Raw genomic sequence first — 21,266 nt, 5'->3', positions numbered from 1 at the left:
TTATTTACAATGAATGTTTATGACCGTGTAGTACCTAATCATGCTATTGCCACGATGTGGGTATTGGCCAGTGGTGTTGGTTTAGTGTTTCTCTTTGACGTTTTACTTAAAACATTACGCGCCCATTTTATCGATTTAGCAAGCAAACGTAGTGATATTGAATTATCTGCAAGTATTTTTGAGCAAATATTAGGTGTCAGTATGGAAACAAGACCCAAATCAGTGGGAGCCTTAACCAATACTGTTCAATCTTTTGAAATTTTTCGTGATTTTATAACTTCGAGTACGATAACAATTTTAGTCGATTTACCCTTTGTCGCTATTTTTATTTTAGTCATTTATTTTATAGGTGGCAGTTTATTCTGGATCCCTCTACTTGCTATCCCTATCGTTTTTGTTATTGGTGTAATGCTGCAATTTCCTTTGATAAAATTGACAAAACAGTCCTATCAATACGCGGCAGAAAAACAAGCCATTCTGTTTGAATCACTCTCCAATATTGAGACAGTAAAAACAACCACTGCCGAATCTGCCTTACAATCACGATGGGAGCAATTAATTGGTCTAGCCGCAAAAACTGGGATGAAATTACGCTTGGTATCCAATACCAGTATCAATCTTACTATTCTTGCGCAACAAGCCGCGACTATTATTATGGTTCTCGCCGGTGTCTATCTTATTAGCGAAGGTGATTTAACAATGGGAGCACTTATTGCCTGCACCATTCTAACTGGCCGTGCACTTGCACCCATGTCGCAAGTAGCTTCGCTTTTGACTCGTTATTATCAATCCGTTAATGCATTAAAATCGCTTAATCGCATCATGCAATTACCAATTGATGTCAGTGAAGACAGTCATTTTCTACATAGGCCAGTATTGTGCGGGCACATTGAATTTCATCAAGTTTCTTTTAGTTATAGTGATGCTAAAAATTCTATTTTAAAAATGATCAGTTTTAAAATTAAGGCCGGCGAAAAAGTTGCTATTATTGGTCGTGTGGGCTCAGGAAAATCAACACTTGCTCGTTTAATCCTTAAACTTTATTTACCTGACGAGGGTACCATTCTTCTTGATCATACGGATTATCGCCAAATTAATCCTGATGATTTAAGACAACAAATTGGCTATGTTCCTCAGGACGTCACTTTATTCTATGGTAGCGTCAGAGATAATATCTGTGTTGGGGCTCCTTTATCGATGACGAGTCTTTAATCAGAGCTGCTAACATTGCTGGCGTTGCTTCCTTTATAAATACCCATCCTGATGGTTTTGACAGACAAGTTGGCGAAAAAGGAAGCGAATTGTCGGGAGGACAGCGACAATCTATCGCAATCGCCAGAGCCTTGTTACGTAATCCTAATATACTGCTTCTTGATGAACCAACTTCCGCCATGGATGATAACAGCGAGCGTCGTTTTAAAACTCAACTAACCGAACATATGACAGAAAATCATACTCTTCTTTTAGTAACACATAAATTTTCCATGTTAGAACTAGTCAATAGAATTATCATCCTTGATGATGGTAAATTAATTGCTGATGGTCCAAAGGAATCAGTGCTTTCAGCATTAAAAGCTGGCATGACTGTCGAGAGGGAAACAAAATGAGGCGCGAAGAAAAATCACGTCTATTTACTCACATTATTCTTTGGAGTGCCGTTTTATTTATTGTATGTGCTGTTCTCTGGGCAAATTACGCTATTCTTGATGAGGTGACTGTAGGGCAAGGAAAGGTTATTCCTTCAAGCCAAGTGCAAGTTATTCAAAATCTTGAGGGCGGTATCGTTAGTAAACTCTATGTCCATGAAGGAGAGATCGTTAATAAAAACCAGGTGTTGATGCAAATAGACAATACTCGTTTTATGGCAACTTATGATGAAGCACAAAAAATCGCCGCTTTAGAAATTCAGATATTACGTATCACCGCGGAAATGGATCAAAAACCCATGACTATTCAACCGGCATTTGCTAAAAATAACGCTGAGCTTATTGAGGCTGAAAAAGCCTTATACCAATCCAGACAAGAAGAACTAAAACAACTCAATGATGCCTTGGTGGCAGCAGAAAAGGAATTATCTCTCTCTAGGCCATTGGTTCCCAAAGGCGCTATTTCAGAGGTTGAAATTTTGAGGTTAGAACGTTCTGTCAGTGAAATAAAGGTAAATTCATCAATTCAAATCACAAGCCCTTGAGCAACTTAATAAAGCGAAAGGTGAGCTAGGAGCTCTTAAGGCTGCTCACAGAGCAGATAAAGATAGACTCACTCGTACTACTGTCCGCTCCCCAGTAAAAGGCGTTGTAAAAAGAATCAAAGTAAACACCATAGGCGGCGTTATTCAACCGGGAATGGATATCATTGAAATCGTTCCTCTTGAGGATACCTTATTGATTGAAGCAAAAATAAAACCAGCGGATATAGGCTTCATACGCCCTGGACAAAGCGCTGTAGTTAAATTAACGGCTTATGACTTTTCAATTTATGGTGGCTTACCTGGTAAAGTTGAGCAAATCAGTGCCGATACAATTACTGATGAAAAACCAACTAATGGCAAAGAAGAAACCTACTATTTAATTCGCGTCCGAACAGAAAAAATTATTTGGGGAGTGAGAAAAACCGCTTTATATCATACCAGGGATGATGGCAACAGTTGATATCTTAACTGGCAAAAAATCAGTCTTGGACTATTTATTAAAACCCATTTTAAAAGCGCAGCAAACTGCACTAAGAGAGCGTTAAGAACTCTCTTAGTCAATGTTAAACCCCATACACATGCTAGGCAGTTTGCGAGATAATGTTTGTTTGACGATAAAAAACAGGATCATGCCTTTATCAAACTCACATTAATTATCATGCTCTGGAGCAACAACAAAAATACCGGGCGCATTTCGGAGATACTCATTATAATCCATCCCGTAGCCAAAAATATAATGATCATCAACTTGCAAACCCACAAAATCAGCTTCTTTTAAACCATTAGGTACGCGTTTGTGATATTTGTCGACTAATACAGCACAATAGACTTCTGCGGCCCCCATCTCCTTAACCTCTTTAACAATGGCTGCCAGAGTAACACCACCATCAAGAATATCGTCAACAACTAAAACCGTCCTTCCGGTCAAGTCAGTAGTCGGTTTTACCTTCCAATGCAATTCCCCACCTGTAATTTCACCACGATAACGAGTAGCGTGAATGTAATCAACCTCTAAAGGGAAATCAAGGCGCGGCAACAAATTTCCCATAGGAACTAATCCGCCAATCATCACACACAAAAGAACAGGATTTTTATCATGTAATTGTTCATGAATATTAATCGCCATTCTATCTAGAGCGGCCTCAACTTCTTTAGTAGTAAATAGGCAACTCGATTTTTCATAAACCTCTTTAATTTTACTTGGAATAGACATCTGATATCCTAAGAATTTTGACGATCGGGTTATTAATCTTTACGTTTACCTGGAACTGGAAACATGCTTACCTTACCTTCATCTTTCGATTTATCTCTAACTTTCGCAACACCCTGTTTACTCACTTCGTCAATACGAAAAACAGAATGCATTGGAATGTAAGTACGCTTCACATCATTAAATTCTACCTTTAAACGCTCTTCAGAAGGATCGACAACCAAGGACGTATTCTCACCAAAACAAAATCCTCAACTTCGAGAAAACCGAATATTTCACTTTCACACACTTTACGCGCGTAAATCTCATAAATTGCTTCTTGATTTGCGAAAGTTATACGATAAAGTGATTTTTTGACATGCAAGTAACCTAAAAATAAACCGAGATCATTATACCGAATGTTCATGATCTTATCCAAGCAATTAAGAGTTTTCACTGAAATGAACTTGCAATCTAGATTGGTTGCAGCGGTACCCGATTCGTCAGTAACAATTCATCTTCGGAAGCAGTTTCCAACAATACGTCCGGTTGAGCCTCTTGCAGTTTTTGCGCTACCAAACAATAAAATCCGGGAGGGCAAGGCCAAATCATTTTACCTAGTTCATTAAGTATTTCTAATTTATGTAACCATTTTCCTTTTTACTGGAGGAATATAATAAAAACTCGATAAATTACACTGCACATAACCACGATGAAGCATTGCCCTCTTTACAAAAAAGCAGACATTGATTTACCCGTAAAAGTGCCAAAGCAAGGTAATCTTCCTAGGCGCATCTTGAGCCCCCAAAAACTCATGGGATTAATTCCAAAAAAATCACATAGCCCATAGGCTTTAAAACTCTATCAATCTCATCTAAGGGATTTTTTGATGCGTAAAAGCTTCCAAAGTCAAAGGAGCAATCACACAATCAACACTCTCTCTATCAAGGGGTAATTGAGTAAAGGAACTAACCAGAGTACTTTTAGTCGGATTCAAGTATGGGGTAACTAACCATTTATGGCTATAATGCAATGCCTGCAGCCATAAATTGCCGCCACAATTGCCTAGCTGTAATAAGGTAGTCCCATATAAAAAATCACCAAGATGAGCCAATTCCGCAATAAAAGCACATCCTAAATGAACCCCTTGCGGCGAGTTAAACCAGTCATCAAGGGTATAAAACCTGGTTTTTAGATCCTCAAAAGACAAAGCACTCGCCTCATAATTAACAAGCAAAATTCTCTTTTTGTATCATACAGTCATGCTCTACAGCAAGTTATCTATTTGCAATAAACACCAAGTCTAAGCAGAATTTTTTATGACGCCTATTTAGGGAAGCAACATTGTTCAGCAGTAGAAAGGGGATCTCTGTTCCAGTTTTGAGTAACTTAAATTTCAAATTCAAAATGCTTCATTTGAATTCTTCATGATTAATGTTTTATTTTTGTTCTTGACAAGAACATTATGAGGCATAATAATTCGCCGTTTTTTAACCAATCTGCTGAAAGGATAATCGGCGCTTAACTAGGAAAAATATGCAAAATAATAAAGTAGTTATGTTGGCTCTAATCGCCCTACCTTTGACTTTTTCTCTGAATGCCAATGCCTCTGTAGGCTCAACCGATTATAGCTTTAATGGCTTGTCTCTTAGTGCCTCATTAGGACGTTTATCAGGCAAATCACAGGAGTACGTTTATGATTCGGAGAGTGGTAGAAAAATAAGTCAACTAGATTGGCGGATAAAAAATGCCGCTATTGTCAATGGAGAAGTCAATTATGACTTCCTATCTTGGCTTAGCCTTAATGGTAGAGGATGGATTACTCTGGATAAAAGCAAAACAACAATGGATGATTATGATTGGCTAGATCCGTTTCAATCCAATTGGACAGATTGGTCCCATCATGAAAATACCCATCTTAACTATGGCAATGAACTGGATTTGAATCTACGAGCATGGATAATGCAAAAACAAAACTATAAATTGGGTCTTGTCGCAGGTTATCAAAGAAATAGCTATAGTTGGCGTGCAGTTGGTGGTTGCTATCGATATGAAAACGGCAGTCAGATAGGCTGTTTTACAAGTGATGAAGCTGGAATAGGTTATCAACAAAAATTTAATGCCCCTTATATAGGTTTATCAGGAAAATATGTAATCAATAATTTTGAGTTTAATGCGCTGCTTAAATTTAGTGATTGGGCTAATGCAGAAGATCGAGATGAACATTATTCTCGCGCCTTAACCTTCAAGGAGCAAGGACAAAATTCAAAGTTCTATTCAGCAACTATTGATGCAGGGTATCATTTTACTCAAAACACGAAACTTTTTGCTGCGGCCTCTTACAACCACTATTCGAAAGGATTAACTGATATGGAGATAATAGATAACATGACAGGCGAACGCGCCTATTTCAATAATTCGGCTGGTATTGCCAATAAAAGTTATGTTCTCTCATTAGGTATCCAATATCTTTTTGGATAATGCTCTAAGGAATTGATAAGGATTTTTGACCTGATCTGTTCAAACCGAAGGAGCGTTTACACCGTCTCGAAGCTTCTGCATCAAGACTTCGAGACAGTGCTCCGCACCCACACACCCTGAGGCTCTCGAAGGGTCTCAACCTGAACAGAACACCTATTATCGTTTAATTTAACGCCATTGCTCCCAATCTCATCTTTGAATTTAGCCTTTTTTTCTTTATAGTATGCATGGAAAATTAAAAGGCTCATTATGGAAAAGACAATAAAGCCACAAGAACAATTGCAAGGAATTGGCCAATTACTCGTACAAAAGAAACTGCTCAAACCTGAAGAAGCACTTGAATATCAAGCTATTGCTTTTAAAAACCAACAAACTTTATTGCAATATTTAGTCGGTAAGAAGTTATTTTGTGCTCAAAAACTTGCGCAAGTGATAGCAAAAAGCTATTCGCTTCCCTTAATTGCTCTGGATAGTATTGATATCAACGCTATTCCTCGTACCCAGATTAATGAACATTTAATACGCCGCCACCATATTGTGCCGCTTTTTATTCGTGCTAATCACTTATTTTTTGCCACTGATGATCCTGGTAAACCATTTCTATTGAAAGAAATTCAATTTCATACAGAACTTCCTGTTTCCATCGTAGTCGTCGAAAGCGATAAACTCGATAAACTAATTAGCAAAATACTGTCGGAAAAAGAAACACAAAAACTTCACATACGAGCCTCTACTGCCATGACCTACTTAGAAAATCATGTAAAATCTGAAGAGATGGCCCCAGCTATTCAATTTGTCAATTATTGTTTGCAGGATGCAATTAATAAAAGAGCATCTGATATTCATTTTGAGCCTTATGAACACAAATATCGCATTCGTTATCGTCAAGATGGTTTGTTATTCGAGGCAATATCACCACCTCTTAACCTTACAAGTCAAATTGCATCCCGCATTAAAGTAATGGCTAATCTTGATATTTCTGAGCGTCGCATCCCACAAGATGGACATTTTAAAAATGAAAATATCCAGTACTCGATCGATTGATTGCCGAGTAAATACCTGCCCTACCATTTATGGCGAAAAAATTGTTATAAGAATTCTTGAGCAGGATCTTCCACAGCTAGGTATTGATGCCCTCGGTTTTAACAATGTTCAAAAAAACAATTTTTAGCAGCCATAACACAAACACAAGGTTTAGTTCTCGTCACCGGACCTACTGGTAGCGGTAAAACAATTTCTCTGTATTCTGCACTTGCGCTGTTAAATAGTGAAGAAAAAATATCTCAACTGTCGAAGATCCTGTGGAAATTAAAATACCAGGTATTAACCAAGTTAATATTAATCCCAAGGCTGGCTTAACTTTCCCCACCACCTTACGCGCTTTTTTACGACAAGATCCTGATGTGATTATGGTTGGTGAGATTCGTGATCTTGAAACGGCCGAAATCGCCATTAAAGCAGCTCAAACTGGCCATCTTGTTTTATCTACCTTGCATACGAATAGTGCTGCTGAAACACTCACCCGTTTACTCAATATGGGTATTCTGCCCTTCAATATTGTTAGCACCATTCGTTTATTAGTCGCGCAACGCTTGGTAAGACGTTTATGTCCTTATTGCAAAATAATACGCGACGATATGTCCTCTGATGATTTAATAAAGCTAGGTTTTCATAAGGAAGAACTCGATACGCTCAAATTATATAAATCGGGTAACTGCCAGCAGTGTATCAATGGTTATTACGGCCAAATAGCTTTGTTTGAATTACTTCCCATATCTCAAACAATAACAGAACTGATTACGGCTGGCGGAAATTCAGTCAGTATTCTCCAGCAAGCTCAACACGATGGCATGATCACTATCTACCAATCAGGTCTTGAAAAATAAAACAAGGACTTACCACGATAGAGGAAGTTCAACGTGTAACGATTGAGTAATGTATGACTGACAAAATAAACTATTATCAATGGCAGGGATTCAACCGCAATGGTGAAAAATTAACAGGATTCCTCGTAGCGCCAAATCTTGTAGCAGTTAAAATCGAATTACGTAAGCAAGGAGTGATTACTAAGAAAATCAGTAAACAATCGTTCTTCTCTCGTCGTGTCAATAAAAAATTACCACACATGACATCACGCTGTTTAGTCGACAGATAGCTACCTTAATCAAAGCAGGTTTACCTTTAATTCAATCCTTTGAAACCCTTATTAATGGCTATCGTAATCAAGCTATGAAAAATCTACTGCAAATCGTTAAAAAAGATATAGAAGCCGGACTCACTCTGGCCGAATCTATGCGTAAACATCCTCCATTCTTCAATACATTGTTTTGCAATCTTGTCGATGCGGGGGAAAAGTCGGGCTCTCTTGAACTCACATTGACTAAGCTGGCTGTTTATAAAGAAAAATGGGCACCATTAAAAAAGAGTTAAAAAATACTCACTTATCCTTGTGCTGTTTTAAGCATGGCTCTATTTGTCACAGCTGCCCTGTTAACATTCGTTATTCCACAATTTGAGCAACTATTCAAAACGTTTAATGCTGAACTTCCCTTATTGACACGAGGAATCATTTACTTATCTCAATTTTTCAAAACTATTGGCTTATAACCACAGCAGCGATAATCGGTATTGCTTATAGCCCCTTCTATACATTAAAACGCTCTCAGCGATTTCGCCACTGGTTAGACAAACGCTTGCTAAAAACCCCATGTCTTGGAGCTGTTCTTACAAAAATTATTATCGCCCGCTTTGCGTGGACGCTTTCGATTACTTTTGCTGCTGGTCTTCCTTTACTAGAGGCCTTAAAATTAGTAGCTCCAGTGACAGGCAATTTCATCTATAACCAGGCAATCAATGACGTTCAGAAGGAGATAGGTAAAGGTCAGCAACTGCAAACTGCCCTAGCCAACAACTCTTTATTTCCAACGATGGTTGTTCAAATGGTTGCTGTTGGGGAAGAATCAGGTACTCTCGAGCAAATGCTTACTAAAATAGCTACTTATTACGAAGAAGAGGTAGATAACGCGATAAGTACTTTAAACAATTTGTTAGAACCTATTATTATGTCACTCTTAGGACTGCTGGTTGGTATTTTGATAATTGCTATGTACCTGCCTATTTTTAAACTTGGTTCAATAGTGTAGAAAAATAATGCTTAATCAATTGCAAATTATTCATTCTCCCACAACGTATATATTACTTGCCCTTTTTCTTTAGCTATAGGCAGCTTTTTAAACGTTGTTATTTATCGATTACCTCTAATGATTCAGGCTGAATGGAAAAAAGAATGTCGTCAGTTATTGAACTTACCTCCTGAGTTAAGTGAAAAATAAATTTATTTTTTCCTCGCTCCTTCTGTCCTGCCTGCAAAACAACGATACCTGCAATGCACAATATTCCATTGTTTAGTTATTTTTTCTTAGGCGGTCATTGTAGACAATGCGAACATCCAATTTCGCTTCGATATCCTTTAGTTGAAATCTGCAGTTGTTTACTTGCTCTACTAGCTGCCTGGTATTTCGATTTCAATTTAACTTTGGTTTTCGCACTTTTGTTTATCTGGTTCATTATTAGCTTATTTTTATTGATCTACAACATCAACTCCTACCAGATAGTCTTACTTTAGGCCTACTTTGGCTAGGATTAATCGCTAACACGCAGTCACTGTTTACTTCTTTACCAGACGCTGTTTTAAGCGCTGCCTGTGCTTATCTTAGCCTATGGCTATTTATTCAAATCTTTTATTTATTTACCGGTAAAATAGGAATGGGACACGGTGATTTTAAATTATTCGCCGCTTTTGGTGCCTGGTTTGGCTGGACTCAATTACCCCTCATTTTATTATTTGCATCTTTAACTGGTGCTCTAGTAGGAATCACCTATCTAAAAGTGAAGAGAAAAACAAAAAATACACCAATTCCCTTTGGCCCCTTTCTCTGTATTGCCGGCCTCGGCTCGTTATTTTGTGGAAAGTCTTTTATAAATTGGTATTTAACCTTTTATCTTTAGCACCTGACACCCCACCCTATCAGCGTAGCAGTGTGAGCTGAATGCCATAACCATAACTGAGCTCCCTCTCCTACGCTTGGAATGACACGATGGACGCGACTTAACTTTTATTACGATGTTTCATTAGCGCGGAGAAAAACTCAGGTTTATTCAAGCCTATTGCCGCAAATATCTGTGGGACTCTATCCCAACTGTTCTCCTGCTCAATACTGGCAACCACGAGTTCAAATCCTCTATCACGATCGGAAGTCACGCCCCAACCATTGATATAGCATAGGCCACGCAAACGTTTTGCTTCAACGTGCCCAAGTTTTTCTGCAGCTTGCAAATAGACATGTGCCTCTTCATAAAGCTGAAGCATTTGACGCTCATTTCCTGGGCTCGCAAAAAGTTTTTCTTCTTCAAGCTTTGCCCTGTAGTTAGCTTCATCCAATAGTTTTTTACCTAGTTGGTATCCAGCAACTGGATCATCCAGCGTAGAAGCCGCACGTAAGCAGGCAACAATCATTACGTCCGCAAAAGGATATTTTTTATGGCCTATTAAAGAATGGTAGATAGCTCCTAATTCATGATAATAAGCGATTTCTTTTGCTAATACTTCATCTTTTGGCTGATTGTGAACACGATTGTGCTGCATCGCCTTTATTTTTTATTTAATCTTTTAATCTTAAACCGTTTAAAAAGCATACCAACTCCTTTTATTCAGCTGTAGGAACAGTCAATAACCACTGCAGCAACGACAAAGCCAATAAAACTAACACGATGAGCAACACTATTTTAAAACCAAAACCTAGCGTCGCTTTTACCTCTTCTTTTATTTCTATCTGCTTTTCTGTTTTTACTGGCTCAATACCATGGATTTTATTATCTATGTAGTTTGAAGCCCGATGGGAAATATAACCACAAATCAGAGCTGGAATAATAAAAACGGAAAAAATGATCCAGGAAGCACCTGCATCACTAAACTCATAATATTCTTTTAGCCATTCATACCAATTTAAAACAGTTGCAGGTATATCATAATTCCATCCCCAAAAAAGATAAGGGGCAATATAAAAGCCAAGGGCAAACAAAGTTAAACTGAGTAGTAAAGTAATGATACCAAGAATAAAAACTTTACTATTTTGCTCGTAGCGATCTGGTTCCATAATCTTTATTTATCCCGGAATTTAATCATAAACAGTACAAAAATCATTAGAATCATATAGATTCATTAATTTTTCAATCTGGCTTCTAGTAATCCGACATTCTGACAATGGTGGTAGAGCTCCCAGACTAAAAAAAGCTACATCGAGAATTTCATGACTACGGATAAATTGCCCTCCAATTACCTCACAATAAAAAATGCATTTATAAATGTATGGCCAGTGGGGGGGGTGATCATGTTTTGCTGTATCCCATAAGGCAAGAAACCGTTTTACTCGGGTTTGTAATCCTGTTTCCTCATGTACTTCTTTAACTATACACTCAGAAGGAGAATAATTGACATCTGCCCAACCACCTGGTAATGCCCATTTCCCATCCTGGGCCTCACGCACTAATAATAGTGCATCATTCTGGATTATCAAAGCCCTAACATCAACTTTAGGTGTAGCATAGCCAGCTTGATTTAGAAAAGTGGCCTGAAGATCCTCTTTTTTTTCATCCACAACAGCTGACATCATTTCAACAGACAATTTTGCCAGTTGTTCATACCGTTCTTTATCGTATAAATCAGTAGTGTAGGTAAGACCAATCTGAGCAATCGCTTGGATCTCGGTAGCCCAAGCCAACAAATTCCGCGATTTATCAGGCGAGCTTGTCATTTCTTTTCCAATAATCATAACTTTCATGAACATAACAGAAGCGAGTTACCTTGCCAAGCTATTATAAGCTGGTAGCAAGATTATTAATCGATTAGAATCATTAGTTTGAGTTTAGAGATTACTCACTAAGAGGTTATAGATGAAACGATATGTTTTCATGATTTCAGATGGAACAGGCATTACCGCTGAAAATTTAGGTAATAGTTTAATTACGCAATTTGAAAACATTGAGTTTGAAAAACTAACTATTCCCTACATTGATACTGTCGCAAAAGCAGAGGCAGCTGTTGCTCGCATCGATTCTTGTTGTGAGGAAACAGGTATTAAACCTTTAATCTTTATGACATTGATTAACCCCGATATTGCTCAAGCAATTAAACAGTCTAAAGCAAAAATTTTTGATCTTTTTAATACCTTTCTTGGGCCTCTCGAGCATGAACTACAAGCCAAGTCATCATATACCGTCGGGCGTACCCATGGTGTTGCAAATCCGCAATCGTATACTCAGCGCATTGAAGCTGTAGATTATGCGTTAGCCCATGACGATGGTATTAAAACGCGGGGATATGAAAAAGCAGATATTATTTTGATTGGAGTATCACGTTGCGGCAAAACACCCAGTTGCCTTTATATGGCTTTACATTTCGGGGTCTTAGCAGCTAACTACCCTTTTGCCGAGGATGATTTAACTTCTTTTCGCTTACCTGAATCATTAAGGCCTTATAAAAATAAATTGTTTGGGCTCACAATTGACGCGGAAAGATTACAACATATACGCACAGAACGACGCCCAAACAGTCAATACGCATCCATGGAGCAATGTCGACGTGAAGTTGCTGAAGTCGAAACGATGTATCAACGTGAAAATATCCCCTATCTTAATTCTACCAGATATTCAATCGAGGAAATTGCCACCAAAATCCTGGCTACAGCAGGGATTAAACGAAAGTTTTGATTTAACAACAAAAACGCTAGAAAACAGCCTCCTAGCGTTTTTTCATTACTAGTTCGATCAAATTTGCCAAAGGGCCATAAAATCAACAACCGACAATGCAGCTAATAAATTAGTATCATTCATCGCGTTGGAAATTGCCTCAATACGTGCAGGCGCATATCGGGTTGATAAATTACGCTTAAATTTCGCTAACAAAACAGGCAGTCCTTCTTCGCGACGCCGTTTATGACCAATAGGATATTCCACCGTTATCAATTTCGATTCCGTACCATCGTTAAAGACTAACTTGATACTATTTGCTATAGAGCGTTTTTCTGGATCATGATAATCTCGTGAAAATTGTTGGTTTTCACTCACGTGCATTTTTTCTCGTAGTTGATCAATACGTGGATCAGATGCCGCTTCATCTTCATAATGCTCAGCTCGCAGATCGCCATGTAAAAGAGCAATCGCTACCATATATTGCAAACAATGATCTCTATCAGCTGGGTTATATAAAGCACCCTGCTTACTAATGATACGAATTGCTGACTCATGAGTGACTAGTTCTATCCGTGCAATATCCGCGATTCGCGCTTTTACCTGTGGATGCAAAGCAACAGCACATTCGACAGCAGTTTGAGCATGAAACTCCGCTGGATAGGATAATTTAAAAAGAACGTTCTCCATAACGTAACTACCATAAGGACGCTGAAATTTAAATGATTTGCCACCAAATAAAACGTCATAAAATCCCCACTTAGGGGCTGTTAAAGCGCTGGGATAACCCATTTCACCACGAGCAGCAATTAAAGCCAAACGTACAGCACGCGACGTCGCATCACCTGCAGCCCATGATTTACGTGAACCAGCATTCGGCGCATGGCGATAGGTTCTCAGACTTTGTCCGTCCACAAAAACTTGCGATAAAGTACGAAGCATAGTATCCCTATCTGCACCAAGTAACAGTGCAGCAACAGCTGCGCTGGCAACCTTGACGAGCAGGACATGATCCAAACCGACACGATTAAAACTATTTTCCAGAGCCAGACAGCCCTGAATTTCGTGTGCCTTAATCATTGCAGTCAATACTTCATACATAGTGATGGCTGCTTTGCCCTGTTGCATATTTTGTCGACTAATGTAATCAGCTACAGCTAAAATCGCACCTAGATTATCAGATGGATGACCCCATTCAGCCGCAAGCCAAGTGTCATTAAAATCAAGCCATCGCACCATAGTCCCAATATTAAATGCTGCTTGCACTGGATCAAGCTCATAATTAGTACCAGGTACACGTGCACCTCCTGGCAAAACTGCGCCTGGAACAACAGGCCCTAGTAATTTGGTACACTCGGGAAAATTAAGTGCCAACATGCCACACCCTAGCGTATCCATCAAACACAGGCGTGCTGTTTCGTAGGCAGTTACACTCTTGATCTCCGTATTCAACACATAATCAGTAATATCAGTTAATACTCTGTCATAGTCAGGTTTAACATTGTCTTCTACATAGGCATGCATATTATCCTCGCTGCTCAATAGGAATAAATTTTCTAGCCTCAGGCCCGGTATATTCTGATGTTGGTCTAATTAAACGATTATCCGCACGCTGCTCAAAAACATGGGCTGACCAACCGGTAATCCTTGACATCACAAAGATCGGAGTAAATAAAAAGGTTGGTATACCGCTGTAGTGATAAGCCGATGCACTGTAAAAATCAAGATTTGGAAATAATTTCTTCTCACGCCGCATCACTGCTTCGATACTTTCTGAAACCCGGTACAATAATAGATCATGTTTGAATTCAGCTAATTTATGCGACCAAGCCTTAATAATATCTGACCGAGGATCACAATCCTTGTAGACACGATGGCCAAAACCCATAATTTTGGCTTTATTGGCCAGCATTTCCATTAAACGTTGTTCAGCTTCCTCAGGGCTTTTAAACTGCCCAATTAACTCCATCGCAGCTTCATTTGCTCCACCATGTAAAGGACCACGTAAAGTACCAATTGCTGAGGTAATAGCTGAATAGAAATCAGAGAGAGTAGCCGCCGTAACGCGAGCTGCAAAGGTAGAGGCATTAAATTCATGCTCAGCATATAAAATTAGGGACACATTCATCATGCCACTTTCCAATTTAGATGGCTTGCGGTCATGAAGCAATTCAAGAAAATGGCCACCTATCGTGTCTTCATTACTTTCACCACTAATCTCTTTCCCTTTGAAATGGTAAGCATACCAATAACACATCATGCCAGGAAATAAAGCGAGCAGTCGATCAGCAATTTCATATTGCTGGGCAAAATCCTCTTCAGGCTCCAAGGTACCTAACATTGAACAACCAGTACGCAATACATCCATTGGATGAGTATTTTTAGGGATTAATTTCAGTACAGACTTTAATGTATTAGGCAAATGGCGCAAACCAACCAGTTTTTTTGTGTAAGCACTGAGCTCTGAGCTTGTAGGTAACTTCCCATAATGAAGTAAATAAGCCACTTCTTCAAAAGTTGCATGCTCAGCCAAATCATCAATGGAGTAACCACGATAATTTAACCCTTTTCCCGCCAGCCCTACAGTGGCTATAGCCGATTGTCCAGCTACTACACCAGCCAATCCTCCTGCTGCTTTATTGACCATCCTCACCCTCCATCAATTGGTCTAATTTTTTTCATAATCGTGGTAACCCAGTACCTGATATAAATCATTACGTGTTTGCATGCTCTCCAGCAAACCCTTCTGTGTACCCTCTTCTTTGATCGCTTTATAAACAAGTAAAGCAGCTTGCGACATAGCTCTAAAAGCACTCAGAGGATATAGAATAAGTTGCACACCAGCCTCAGCCAACTCATCCTTAGTAAATAACGGCGTTTTACCGAATTCAGTAATATTTGCCAAGATAGGCACTTTGACCTGTCTACTAAAAGTCTGATATTCATCTAGTGTTGTCATTGCTTCCGCAAAAATCATATCAGCACCCAATTCAACACAAAATTGGGCTCGTTCAATCGCAGCATTCATTCCCTCAACAGCATAAGCATCAGTTCGTGCCATAATAACAAAATTGTCATCAACGCGAGCATCTACTGCTGTTCTAATACGATCACCCATTTCCTTCATTGAAACTATCGCTTTATTAGGACGATGCCCACAACGTTTAGCAATCACTTGATCTTCAATATGAATGGCGGCAACGCCAGATCGCTCCATTAATTGTACAGTTCGAGCAATGTTAAATGCGTGTCCCCAGCCAGTATCAACATCAACTAATAAAGGCAGAGAACAGGCTTGGGTGATTCGTCTAACGTCTTCTAACACTTCAGCAAGACCAGTCATACCTAAATCAGGTAAGCCATAAGAGGCATTGGCTACACCTGCGCCGGATAGATAAATTGCCTCACAACCAACTGATTCTGCAAGCATTGCAGAATAGGCATTAATGGTTCCGACAATTTGTAATGGCGAATGATTTTGAACAAGCGTTCTAAAGCGCTTTCCCATAGACATCAATATTCACTCCTTGACATTGTGAATGGCATTTTTATCATGCTGGCAGTTTGATAGCAACTGCTAAACCTGAGGAAAAACAAGCTATTTAACGATAGAGCAATGATTTACGACCAGAAGAGGGATTGAATCAAAGCCCGGAGCACTACCCGGGCAAATTATTGTCTTGCAGATACTTCTTTCCACCAATTTGTTTTTGTTTCAGTTGCCCAATGGCCATCAAGCATACGCGCGACAAAGGTTTCTGTTTTTTCAGAGGAAGAATTGTTCATATCCAGTTTAATGCACCAATCCCAATCACCAGTAGTAGACCACATTTTTTCTACGCCATCCCATTTGGCCATCACACTTAAATCAGACCAGGGTTTATTGGTTTTCATAAAAATTACACTATTCCATGTGTCCATAATGACCATCCCTCGTTTAGGGGGTATTGATATCTCTATGATATTAGTGCTTACAGCTTGGTTTCTGCCCTTCGCTGCGCACATCCGAATGTATATGCTGAGCAGCCGTACTCGAATATCAAACCATAAGTTCTCAAGGTAGAGAAAAATGGCAACAACCCCTGTGTTGGTAAATTAAAATGCCAGCTTTTGCAGCTTAGAACAATTATCTTGGTCTTGCCATGTGCTTTCTATAAATTTTTTGCTAATTTAAGCAAAATCAATATAGCATGAACTACAAGGATCAATTTGGTGTTCCACAACCCGATGAATCTCCCACGCTTGCTTTATTCAGCGTTTATATTGGTTTTGCTCTATTTCCCCCCACTTTGCCAGCTATACAGACCACACAGAAATTCTGGTCAATTCTTGGCCTAAATACTGATATTGGTAAGTTTTCCTACCAAATTGAGCCACAAGTACGGCTTGTTGACGATCCTAGATTACTTGAGCAATTCCTGTCGCGATTTAGTGGTGGCTATAACGCCTCCTCGCAATGGGCTTTTTGGTTAGCAGCAGGATGGTTTAGCACTGCACAAGATGAAGACACTAAGAATCAGGAATTTCGCCTATGGCAAGATGCTATTTACAATGAAACACTAAACTCTAATAGAATCTTTTTTAGATCGCGTATCGAGCAACGCAGAAGTAAAGGCTCTGATCAATGGGGTTATCGATTCAGAGGACGTATTCTGATTAACCATCCTCTTACAGCCAGCATTAGTCTTGTTGGCTCGAATGAATTCTTTATCAATTTTAACAGACCAGCCTGGCTTTCCACTAAAACCATTGATCAAAATCGATTATCGTTTGGTCTTGAGCAACAAGCATCAACATGGTTAAACATCGGCGCAGGCTATCTCAATCAGGTAATTTTTTCAACTCCCATACAAATGGGACATGTAATTACCTTTAATGTACAAATTCATCTTCCTGGTGGTTAAGCTTAATGATAATCAAATAACCAAATATCCTTTTGAATACCATTTACAATGACCTGAAATATAAACCCGTTCGTCATGAATTTCACAAGTTACCTCCCCTGTGCGAAAAGAGCCCTGGATAGCATGCAAGATTTTTTATTGAGACGCTCAGCCCAAAAGGGTCCAAGAACGCAATGAGCAGAACCTGTGACCGGATCTTCCGCAATATTATGCCTTGGATAAAAACAACGTGAATAAAAATCGGCATCACTGCACTGAGAAGTCAAAATTAATCCACGTTTAGGTAATTTGACTAACGCTTTAAGATCTACCTGGGCATGCAAAACTTTATCTTCATCGGCGAGTAAGATTAGGTAATCCAAATCACTTTCAAAAACATCCACATAAGGCTTATCAATTAAGACTGAAATTAGCTCTGGTGTTTCGCTCAATTGAAAATTTAACCGGGGAAAATCCAAGGTATAAAGTTCTCCTTTTTTCTCACAGAGAGAATTCCACTAGGGCTGGAAAAATAGACCGTATCTTTAGAACATTTACCCAATTCATGCAAAATAAAACCGGCAGCCAAGGTAGCATGACCGCAAAGACTAATTTCACCTCGCGGAGTAAACCAACGTATATGAAAACCACTTTTATCCTCAATAATAAAAGCAGTTTCTGAAAGATTATTTTCAACAGCAATAGCCTGCATCAATTCATCATTGAGCCAATCATTGAGCAGACACACCGCAGCTGGGTTACCGTGAAATATTTTGTCAGTAAAAGAATCAATCTGAAAAATTTCAATACTATTCACGGATTACCTCATTAACTAACACATGGATTCGCAGAGTAACGATCTCATGCCAGAGAAGCAATACTCTTATTTCTTTCCATGGCTTATTTACCTGCTTTTTTGATCTAAATATAGCAATCAGCCCTGTTCATTTTGAAGCAGCACACTGTTAAAAAACCTCTTATTCCGTCTATACGAAATCATTGAAGAACGGTTATGTTAGCATGTACAAAAAAATGAGAAAGATTAATAAGCCATCAATAAGCTACCTGAGATATTCGTTATTTGGTTTTGACTAGAACAACGCCCCTAAAATTTTGCCAGCAGCGAAAAAGAGCAAAATTAGATAAAAATTGCGTTGAATTGAGGCAAATGGCCAATGCTATTTAAGAAGATAGAGCGCGATTTTAGCCAGTTTGGCATTTTTGTAGACCGGCAATAACTTTAGAGACGTTGCCTAATATGCCTTGATTTATTTGTCTTCTTAGGAAGAAAAAATCAAGGCATATAGCAGTTCTAATGCCGCGCTTGTAAAAGCACTGGTTGAATGGATGATCTTTTTGTTGCCAGCTTGAATTGACTATCAACTAAGTCAAGACTTTCTCTTAGAAAATGCGAAGATTCAGTTAAATGCATGAGTAAATCTTGCGTTAATTGAGTCGAGTCCATTCGATTCAGTGCATTCATCACTAAAGAAAAATGACCAGCCATTAACTCAAAATTTTCACTATCCTCTTTTTGTTCAGTGTAGACAATGACCTTTGTCTTCATGACTACTCCTAATTAATTATTAATATAAAGTTATAGTTCAAAATCCTTATCTCACAAATGGTTCGATAAATTTTGACCAATTCCTTTGCCCATACTGTAAAAGTATAGGCTATAAAATAAATAGTTAGTCTTGATGCAAATTTTTGTTAACTCTTTACGTAAAAAACGAGCTGGTGATAAGGATTGCACCAATGTCCGAGGAAGGAACCAAGGTTCATTGTTAATGAGTGACGCTAACCATTCAGCGCTAAGCGGCACTGTAGTTAACCCCCGCGAACCAAAACCAGCACACAGAAATAAACCAGGATGGAACGCGCCTGGAGTAGGAAGCCAGCGCTTGGCATTAGTTGCTAAAGCTGCAAAACGTGCTTTAAAAAGCTGCTCATCAGGCACAGGGCCAACCAAAGGTAAATAATCAGTAGTAGCTGCTCTCACACCAGCCCAATTACCACTCACCTCGCCAGACCAAACTAATTCTGCAGGGAGTTTTTCCAATCGTGCCAGATTGCTCTTATTATCAGCTTCATAACAAGTTTGCTTAGTAGCATCTAAATGATAAGTTGCCCCAATGGCATGCATACCGTTATTTGCTGGTAAAACATGGCCATCACCGCACAAGGGTAGTTTTAATTTTCACTACTGAGGTTCGCTCGAATCATTGTCATTTGACCACGAATTGACTTCAATGGTAGAAACGATGTTTGGCTAAATTGATTCGCGTGATTGCCATTAGCAATTATTAACACGTCAGCCTGATGCCCTGCGACATGCCACTGTTTATTTCTAAAGACCAACTCCGTTACAACGGTGTCAGGAATCCAATTGATCCCTTCTGTTTGGGCAAATATTTCACATAAAGCACGTGAATCAAGCCATCCTGAATAAGGAATAAACAAACCGCCGGTATTTAAATGAATACCAGCAATTTCTGTAGCGCGCTGTTGATCAACAAGCACTCCCAATTCAGGATAAGCAGCCAACCATTTTTCTAAATTAATCTGTGAAGCCTGTTCTTTATCATTGAATGCAAGTTGCAAGATACCCGACAATTTACCAACATCATGTTTATGAAGTAATTGGCTATACATACGATGAGCAAAAAGAAAAGCATTTAGCATAAATAGAGTTAAAGGTGAGCGATAAGCGGATAATTTTGGGTATAAAACTGCCTGAGTATTCCCTGAAGCGCCATAACCCACTTCATTGTGAGCATCAATTAAAGTAACGTGCCAATCTCGTTTCACTAAAGCTTGAGCAAGATAACAACCAGCTAATCCTGCACCTAAAACAATGGCCTTTTTCTCATTGACTATTCTGGGAGTACTGCATTGCCAAGGTGTAACCCAAGTTCTTGGTGAAGAGGCAAATTCTGCCTTTTGAAATGCAGCGATCATCATTTCACGTTTTTGGCCGAATCCTTTGATTTTCTTGACTTCAAAACCAGTTGCTTGCAAATTTTTTCTAACGACACCTGCGGCAGAAAAAGTCGCAAGCGTTGTTCCTGGTTTCGATAATTGCCCTATTGTCTGAAAAAGCTCTTCGCTCCACATCTGCTGATTTTTTGCTGGCGCAAAACCATCCAAAAACCAGGCATCAATATGATTTGTCCTTAATGCTGCTTCAAGTTTAACATCCCCACACACTAAGAGCTGATGAAAACACTGGTTGGCGTCTCCAAACATCAAAGTTAAATTGATTCTGCCATTTTGAAATTGCAGATGATGAAAACCTGGTGTTAAAACTGGGTAATCTGCATGCAAAACAAACGCTAAGTCCTTTAATTGCGGCCATAAAGCTAAACAGCGAGCGAGATCCTCTCGCCGCAAAGGGAATTTCTCGCAACTGACAAAATGCAAACGAGCATGCTGAGGAGCATATTTAAGCCACAACGACCAGGTTAATAAAAATTAAGACCGCTACCAAAACCTGTTTCTGCAATAGCAAAAGAACCACTTTTCTCAGTTGCTAAATTTTGCCACCGTTCTATAAGATTGTTCCCGGTAATAAAAACATGTTCCGCTTCTAACAAACCATTTTCGTTAGAAAAGTAAATGTCATTAAACCTGGTAGAAAACGGCAAACCATCACGCCATGTTAAATCTGCCGCTTCAATTGGAATAAAAGGATTACTCACAAAGCACACACTAAAATGAATTCGTAACAAGCCAAGCTATGACGAAAATTAACGCGTGGGAGTGATTATAACAG

At 39.0% G+C, this 21,266-nt stretch carries 27 protein-coding genes and 4 pseudogenes; 16 read left to right on the top strand and 15 right to left on the bottom strand.

Annotated features, from left to right (window positions below; translation table 11 throughout):
• The first annotated feature begins 9 nt into the window (after nt 1–9).
• The 4 genes from BN58_RS24390 (at nt 10) to BN58_RS33935 (ending at nt 2,651) form a co-directional block, all read left to right on the top strand.
• A complete protein-coding gene (locus tag BN58_RS24390; protein WP_269570244.1) occupies nt 10–1,212 on the top strand; it encodes an ABC transporter transmembrane domain-containing protein in 1,203 nt (400 codons plus the stop codon).
• Nucleotides 1,213–1,301: 89 nt separating this feature from the next.
• Nucleotides 1,302–1,607, top strand: coding sequence for an ATP-binding cassette domain-containing protein (locus BN58_RS36110; RefSeq protein ID WP_019216880.1), 306 nt, complete (start codon nt 1,302–1,304; stop codon nt 1,605–1,607).
• Nucleotides 1,604–2,191, top strand: a complete 588-nt coding sequence (locus tag BN58_RS33940) for a putative HlyD family type I secretion protein (protein WP_019216879.1) — start codon at nt 1,604–1,606, stop codon at nt 2,189–2,191. The genes BN58_RS36110 and BN58_RS33940 overlap by 4 nt, the downstream gene beginning before the upstream one ends.
• Nucleotides 2,163–2,651: an HlyD family efflux transporter periplasmic adaptor subunit gene (locus BN58_RS33935; protein WP_232220540.1), complete on the top strand. Its 489-nt coding sequence runs from the start codon at nt 2,163–2,165 to the stop codon at nt 2,649–2,651. Before BN58_RS33940 ends, BN58_RS33935 begins: the two co-directional genes overlap by 29 nt.
• A 189-nt stretch (nt 2,652–2,840) precedes the next feature.
• Here the strand turns inward: BN58_RS33935 and BN58_RS11010 are convergent, their stop codons facing one another.
• The 4 genes and pseudogenes from BN58_RS11010 to BN58_RS29835 all read right to left on the bottom strand — a co-directional run bounded on the left by BN58_RS11010 (nt 2,841) and on the right by BN58_RS29835 (nt 4,617).
• Nucleotides 2,841–3,404, bottom strand: coding sequence for a hypoxanthine-guanine phosphoribosyltransferase (locus BN58_RS11010; RefSeq protein ID WP_019216877.1), 564 nt, complete (start codon nt 3,402–3,404; stop codon nt 2,841–2,843).
• A gap of 32 nt (nt 3,405–3,436) precedes the next feature.
• Nucleotides 3,437–3,807 (bottom strand): annotated as a pseudogene (locus tag BN58_RS24380) (DUF1820 family protein).
• A gap of 47 nt (nt 3,808–3,854) precedes the next feature.
• Nucleotides 3,855–3,992 carry a hypothetical protein gene (locus tag BN58_RS30875; RefSeq protein WP_019216875.1) on the bottom strand — a complete coding sequence of 46 codons (138 nt, stop codon included), beginning with the start codon at nt 3,990–3,992 and terminating at the stop codon, nt 3,855–3,857.
• Between the two features lie 262 nt (nt 3,993–4,254).
• Nucleotides 4,255–4,617, bottom strand: a complete 363-nt coding sequence (locus BN58_RS29835; protein ID WP_019216874.1) for a hypothetical protein — start codon at nt 4,615–4,617, stop codon at nt 4,255–4,257.
• A gap of 299 nt (nt 4,618–4,916) precedes the next feature.
• Here BN58_RS29835 and BN58_RS10995 point away from each other — a divergent pair, with 299 nt between their 5' ends.
• The 10 genes and pseudogenes from BN58_RS10995 to BN58_RS37780 all read left to right on the top strand — a co-directional run bounded on the left by BN58_RS10995 (nt 4,917) and on the right by BN58_RS37780 (nt 9,869).
• Entirely contained in the window at nt 4,917–5,861 is a 945-nt protein-coding gene (locus BN58_RS10995) for an omptin family outer membrane protease (protein WP_019216873.1), read from the top strand.
• Nucleotides 5,862–6,110: 249 nt separating this feature from the next.
• Complete coding sequence (locus BN58_RS33930; protein WP_232220531.1) at nt 6,111–6,905, top strand: ATPase, T2SS/T4P/T4SS family; 795 nt, start codon at nt 6,111–6,113, stop codon at nt 6,903–6,905.
• Nucleotides 6,862–7,220: pseudogene (locus BN58_RS37790) on the top strand (ATPase, T2SS/T4P/T4SS family). Before BN58_RS33930 ends, BN58_RS37790 begins: the two are co-directional and overlap by 44 nt.
• Nucleotides 7,163–7,747 carry a GspE/PulE family protein gene (locus BN58_RS33915; protein WP_232220529.1) on the top strand — a complete coding sequence of 195 codons (585 nt, stop codon included), beginning with the start codon at nt 7,163–7,165 and terminating at the stop codon, nt 7,745–7,747. The pseudogene BN58_RS37790 and the gene BN58_RS33915 overlap by 58 nt, the downstream one beginning before the upstream one ends.
• 53 nt (nt 7,748–7,800) lie before the next feature.
• On the top strand, nt 7,801–8,016 hold the full coding sequence (locus tag BN58_RS33910; protein WP_232220528.1) for a hypothetical protein: 216 nt from the start codon (nt 7,801–7,803) through the stop codon (nt 8,014–8,016).
• Entirely contained in the window at nt 7,977–8,291 is a 315-nt protein-coding gene (locus BN58_RS33905; RefSeq protein WP_332247960.1) for a type II secretion system F family protein, read from the top strand. Before BN58_RS33910 ends, BN58_RS33905 begins: the two co-directional genes overlap by 40 nt.
• A 33-nt stretch (nt 8,292–8,324) precedes the next feature.
• Nucleotides 8,325–8,468, top strand: a complete 144-nt coding sequence (locus BN58_RS33900) for a hypothetical protein (RefSeq protein ID WP_232220527.1) — start codon at nt 8,325–8,327, stop codon at nt 8,466–8,468.
• A gap of 86 nt (nt 8,469–8,554) precedes the next feature.
• Nucleotides 8,555–9,004 carry a type II secretion system F family protein gene (locus BN58_RS33895; protein ID WP_232220526.1) on the top strand — a complete coding sequence of 150 codons (450 nt, stop codon included), beginning with the start codon at nt 8,555–8,557 and terminating at the stop codon, nt 9,002–9,004.
• A gap of 242 nt (nt 9,005–9,246) precedes the next feature.
• The gene (locus BN58_RS37785) at nt 9,247–9,486 is read left to right on the top strand and encodes a prepilin peptidase (protein WP_232220525.1); all 240 of its coding nucleotides are present in this window, start codon (nt 9,247–9,249) and stop codon (nt 9,484–9,486) included.
• Nucleotides 9,438–9,869 carry a prepilin peptidase gene (locus tag BN58_RS37780; protein ID WP_408605483.1) on the top strand — a complete coding sequence of 144 codons (432 nt, stop codon included), beginning with the start codon at nt 9,438–9,440 and terminating at the stop codon, nt 9,867–9,869. Before BN58_RS37785 ends, BN58_RS37780 begins: the two co-directional genes overlap by 49 nt.
• A gap of 100 nt (nt 9,870–9,969) precedes the next feature.
• On the opposite strand, the gene BN58_RS10965 is transcribed toward BN58_RS37780, so the two are convergent.
• The 3 genes from BN58_RS10965 to BN58_RS10955 all read right to left on the bottom strand — a co-directional run bounded on the left by BN58_RS10965 (nt 9,970) and on the right by BN58_RS10955 (nt 11,701).
• Nucleotides 9,970–10,506: an SEL1-like repeat protein gene (locus BN58_RS10965; RefSeq protein ID WP_019216869.1), complete on the bottom strand. Its 537-nt coding sequence runs from the start codon at nt 10,504–10,506 to the stop codon at nt 9,970–9,972.
• A 61-nt stretch (nt 10,507–10,567) separates the two neighbouring features.
• Nucleotides 10,568–11,017, bottom strand: coding sequence for a hypothetical protein (locus BN58_RS10960; protein WP_019216868.1), 450 nt, complete (start codon nt 11,015–11,017; stop codon nt 10,568–10,570).
• A 21-nt stretch (nt 11,018–11,038) separates the two neighbouring features.
• Nucleotides 11,039–11,701: an NUDIX hydrolase gene (locus BN58_RS10955; protein ID WP_019216867.1), complete on the bottom strand. Its 663-nt coding sequence runs from the start codon at nt 11,699–11,701 to the stop codon at nt 11,039–11,041.
• Between the two features lie 112 nt (nt 11,702–11,813).
• Here BN58_RS10955 and ppsR point away from each other — a divergent pair, with 112 nt between their 5' ends.
• Nucleotides 11,814–12,629, top strand: a complete 816-nt coding sequence (ppsR, locus tag BN58_RS10950) for a posphoenolpyruvate synthetase regulatory kinase/phosphorylase PpsR (RefSeq protein ID WP_019216866.1) — start codon at nt 11,814–11,816, stop codon at nt 12,627–12,629.
• Between the two features lie 57 nt (nt 12,630–12,686).
• On the opposite strand, the gene BN58_RS10945 is transcribed toward ppsR, so the two are convergent.
• The 4 genes and pseudogenes from BN58_RS10945 to BN58_RS10930 all read right to left on the bottom strand — a co-directional run bounded on the left by BN58_RS10945 (nt 12,687) and on the right by BN58_RS10930 (nt 16,529).
• The gene (locus BN58_RS10945; RefSeq protein ID WP_019216865.1) at nt 12,687–14,132 is read right to left on the bottom strand and encodes a bifunctional 2-methylcitrate dehydratase/aconitate hydratase; all 1,446 of its coding nucleotides are present in this window, start codon (nt 14,130–14,132) and stop codon (nt 12,687–12,689) included.
• 1 nt (nt 14,133) lies between these two features.
• Nucleotides 14,134–15,255, bottom strand: a complete 1,122-nt coding sequence (gene prpC / locus BN58_RS10940) for a bifunctional 2-methylcitrate synthase/citrate synthase (protein WP_019216864.1) — start codon at nt 15,253–15,255, stop codon at nt 14,134–14,136.
• Nucleotides 15,245–16,122: pseudogene (gene prpB / locus BN58_RS10935) on the bottom strand (methylisocitrate lyase). The gene prpC and the pseudogene prpB overlap by 11 nt, the downstream one beginning before the upstream one ends.
• Before the next feature lie 158 nt (nt 16,123–16,280).
• A complete protein-coding gene (locus BN58_RS10930; protein ID WP_026069417.1) occupies nt 16,281–16,529 on the bottom strand; it encodes a hypothetical protein in 249 nt (82 codons plus the stop codon).
• Between the two features lie 269 nt (nt 16,530–16,798).
• Between BN58_RS10930 and BN58_RS10925 the strand changes: the two genes are divergently transcribed.
• Nucleotides 16,799–17,512 carry a DUF2490 domain-containing protein gene (locus BN58_RS10925; protein ID WP_019216861.1) on the top strand — a complete coding sequence of 238 codons (714 nt, stop codon included), beginning with the start codon at nt 16,799–16,801 and terminating at the stop codon, nt 17,510–17,512.
• An 89-nt stretch (nt 17,513–17,601) separates the two neighbouring features.
• On the opposite strand, the gene BN58_RS33880 is transcribed toward BN58_RS10925, so the two are convergent.
• The 4 genes and pseudogenes from BN58_RS33880 to mnmC all read right to left on the bottom strand — a co-directional run.
• Nucleotides 17,602–17,970 carry a PhzF family phenazine biosynthesis protein gene (locus tag BN58_RS33880; RefSeq protein WP_019216860.1) on the bottom strand — a complete coding sequence of 123 codons (369 nt, stop codon included), beginning with the start codon at nt 17,968–17,970 and terminating at the stop codon, nt 17,602–17,604.
• Nucleotides 17,952–18,308, bottom strand: coding sequence for a PhzF family phenazine biosynthesis protein (locus BN58_RS33875; RefSeq protein ID WP_019216859.1), 357 nt, complete (start codon nt 18,306–18,308; stop codon nt 17,952–17,954). The genes BN58_RS33880 and BN58_RS33875 overlap by 19 nt, the downstream gene beginning before the upstream one ends.
• A gap of 495 nt (nt 18,309–18,803) precedes the next feature.
• Nucleotides 18,804–19,058: a hypothetical protein gene (locus tag BN58_RS10915; RefSeq protein ID WP_019216858.1), complete on the bottom strand. Its 255-nt coding sequence runs from the start codon at nt 19,056–19,058 to the stop codon at nt 18,804–18,806.
• Between the two features lie 147 nt (nt 19,059–19,205).
• Nucleotides 19,206–21,192 (bottom strand): annotated as a pseudogene (gene mnmC, locus BN58_RS28475) (bifunctional tRNA (5-methylaminomethyl-2-thiouridine)(34)-methyltransferase MnmD/FAD-dependent 5-carboxymethylaminomethyl-2-thiouridine(34) oxidoreductase MnmC); the annotation flags it as partial.
• Between the last annotated feature and the right edge of the window lie 74 nt (nt 21,193–21,266).

Origin of the sequence: Legionella tunisiensis (assembly GCF_000308315.1) — a bacterium.
Classification (GTDB): domain Bacteria; phylum Pseudomonadota; class Gammaproteobacteria; order Legionellales; family Legionellaceae; genus Tatlockia; species Tatlockia tunisiensis.
The sequence above is the reverse complement of the archived record's forward strand: the minus strand, read 5'-3'. Positions and strand labels throughout refer to the sequence as shown.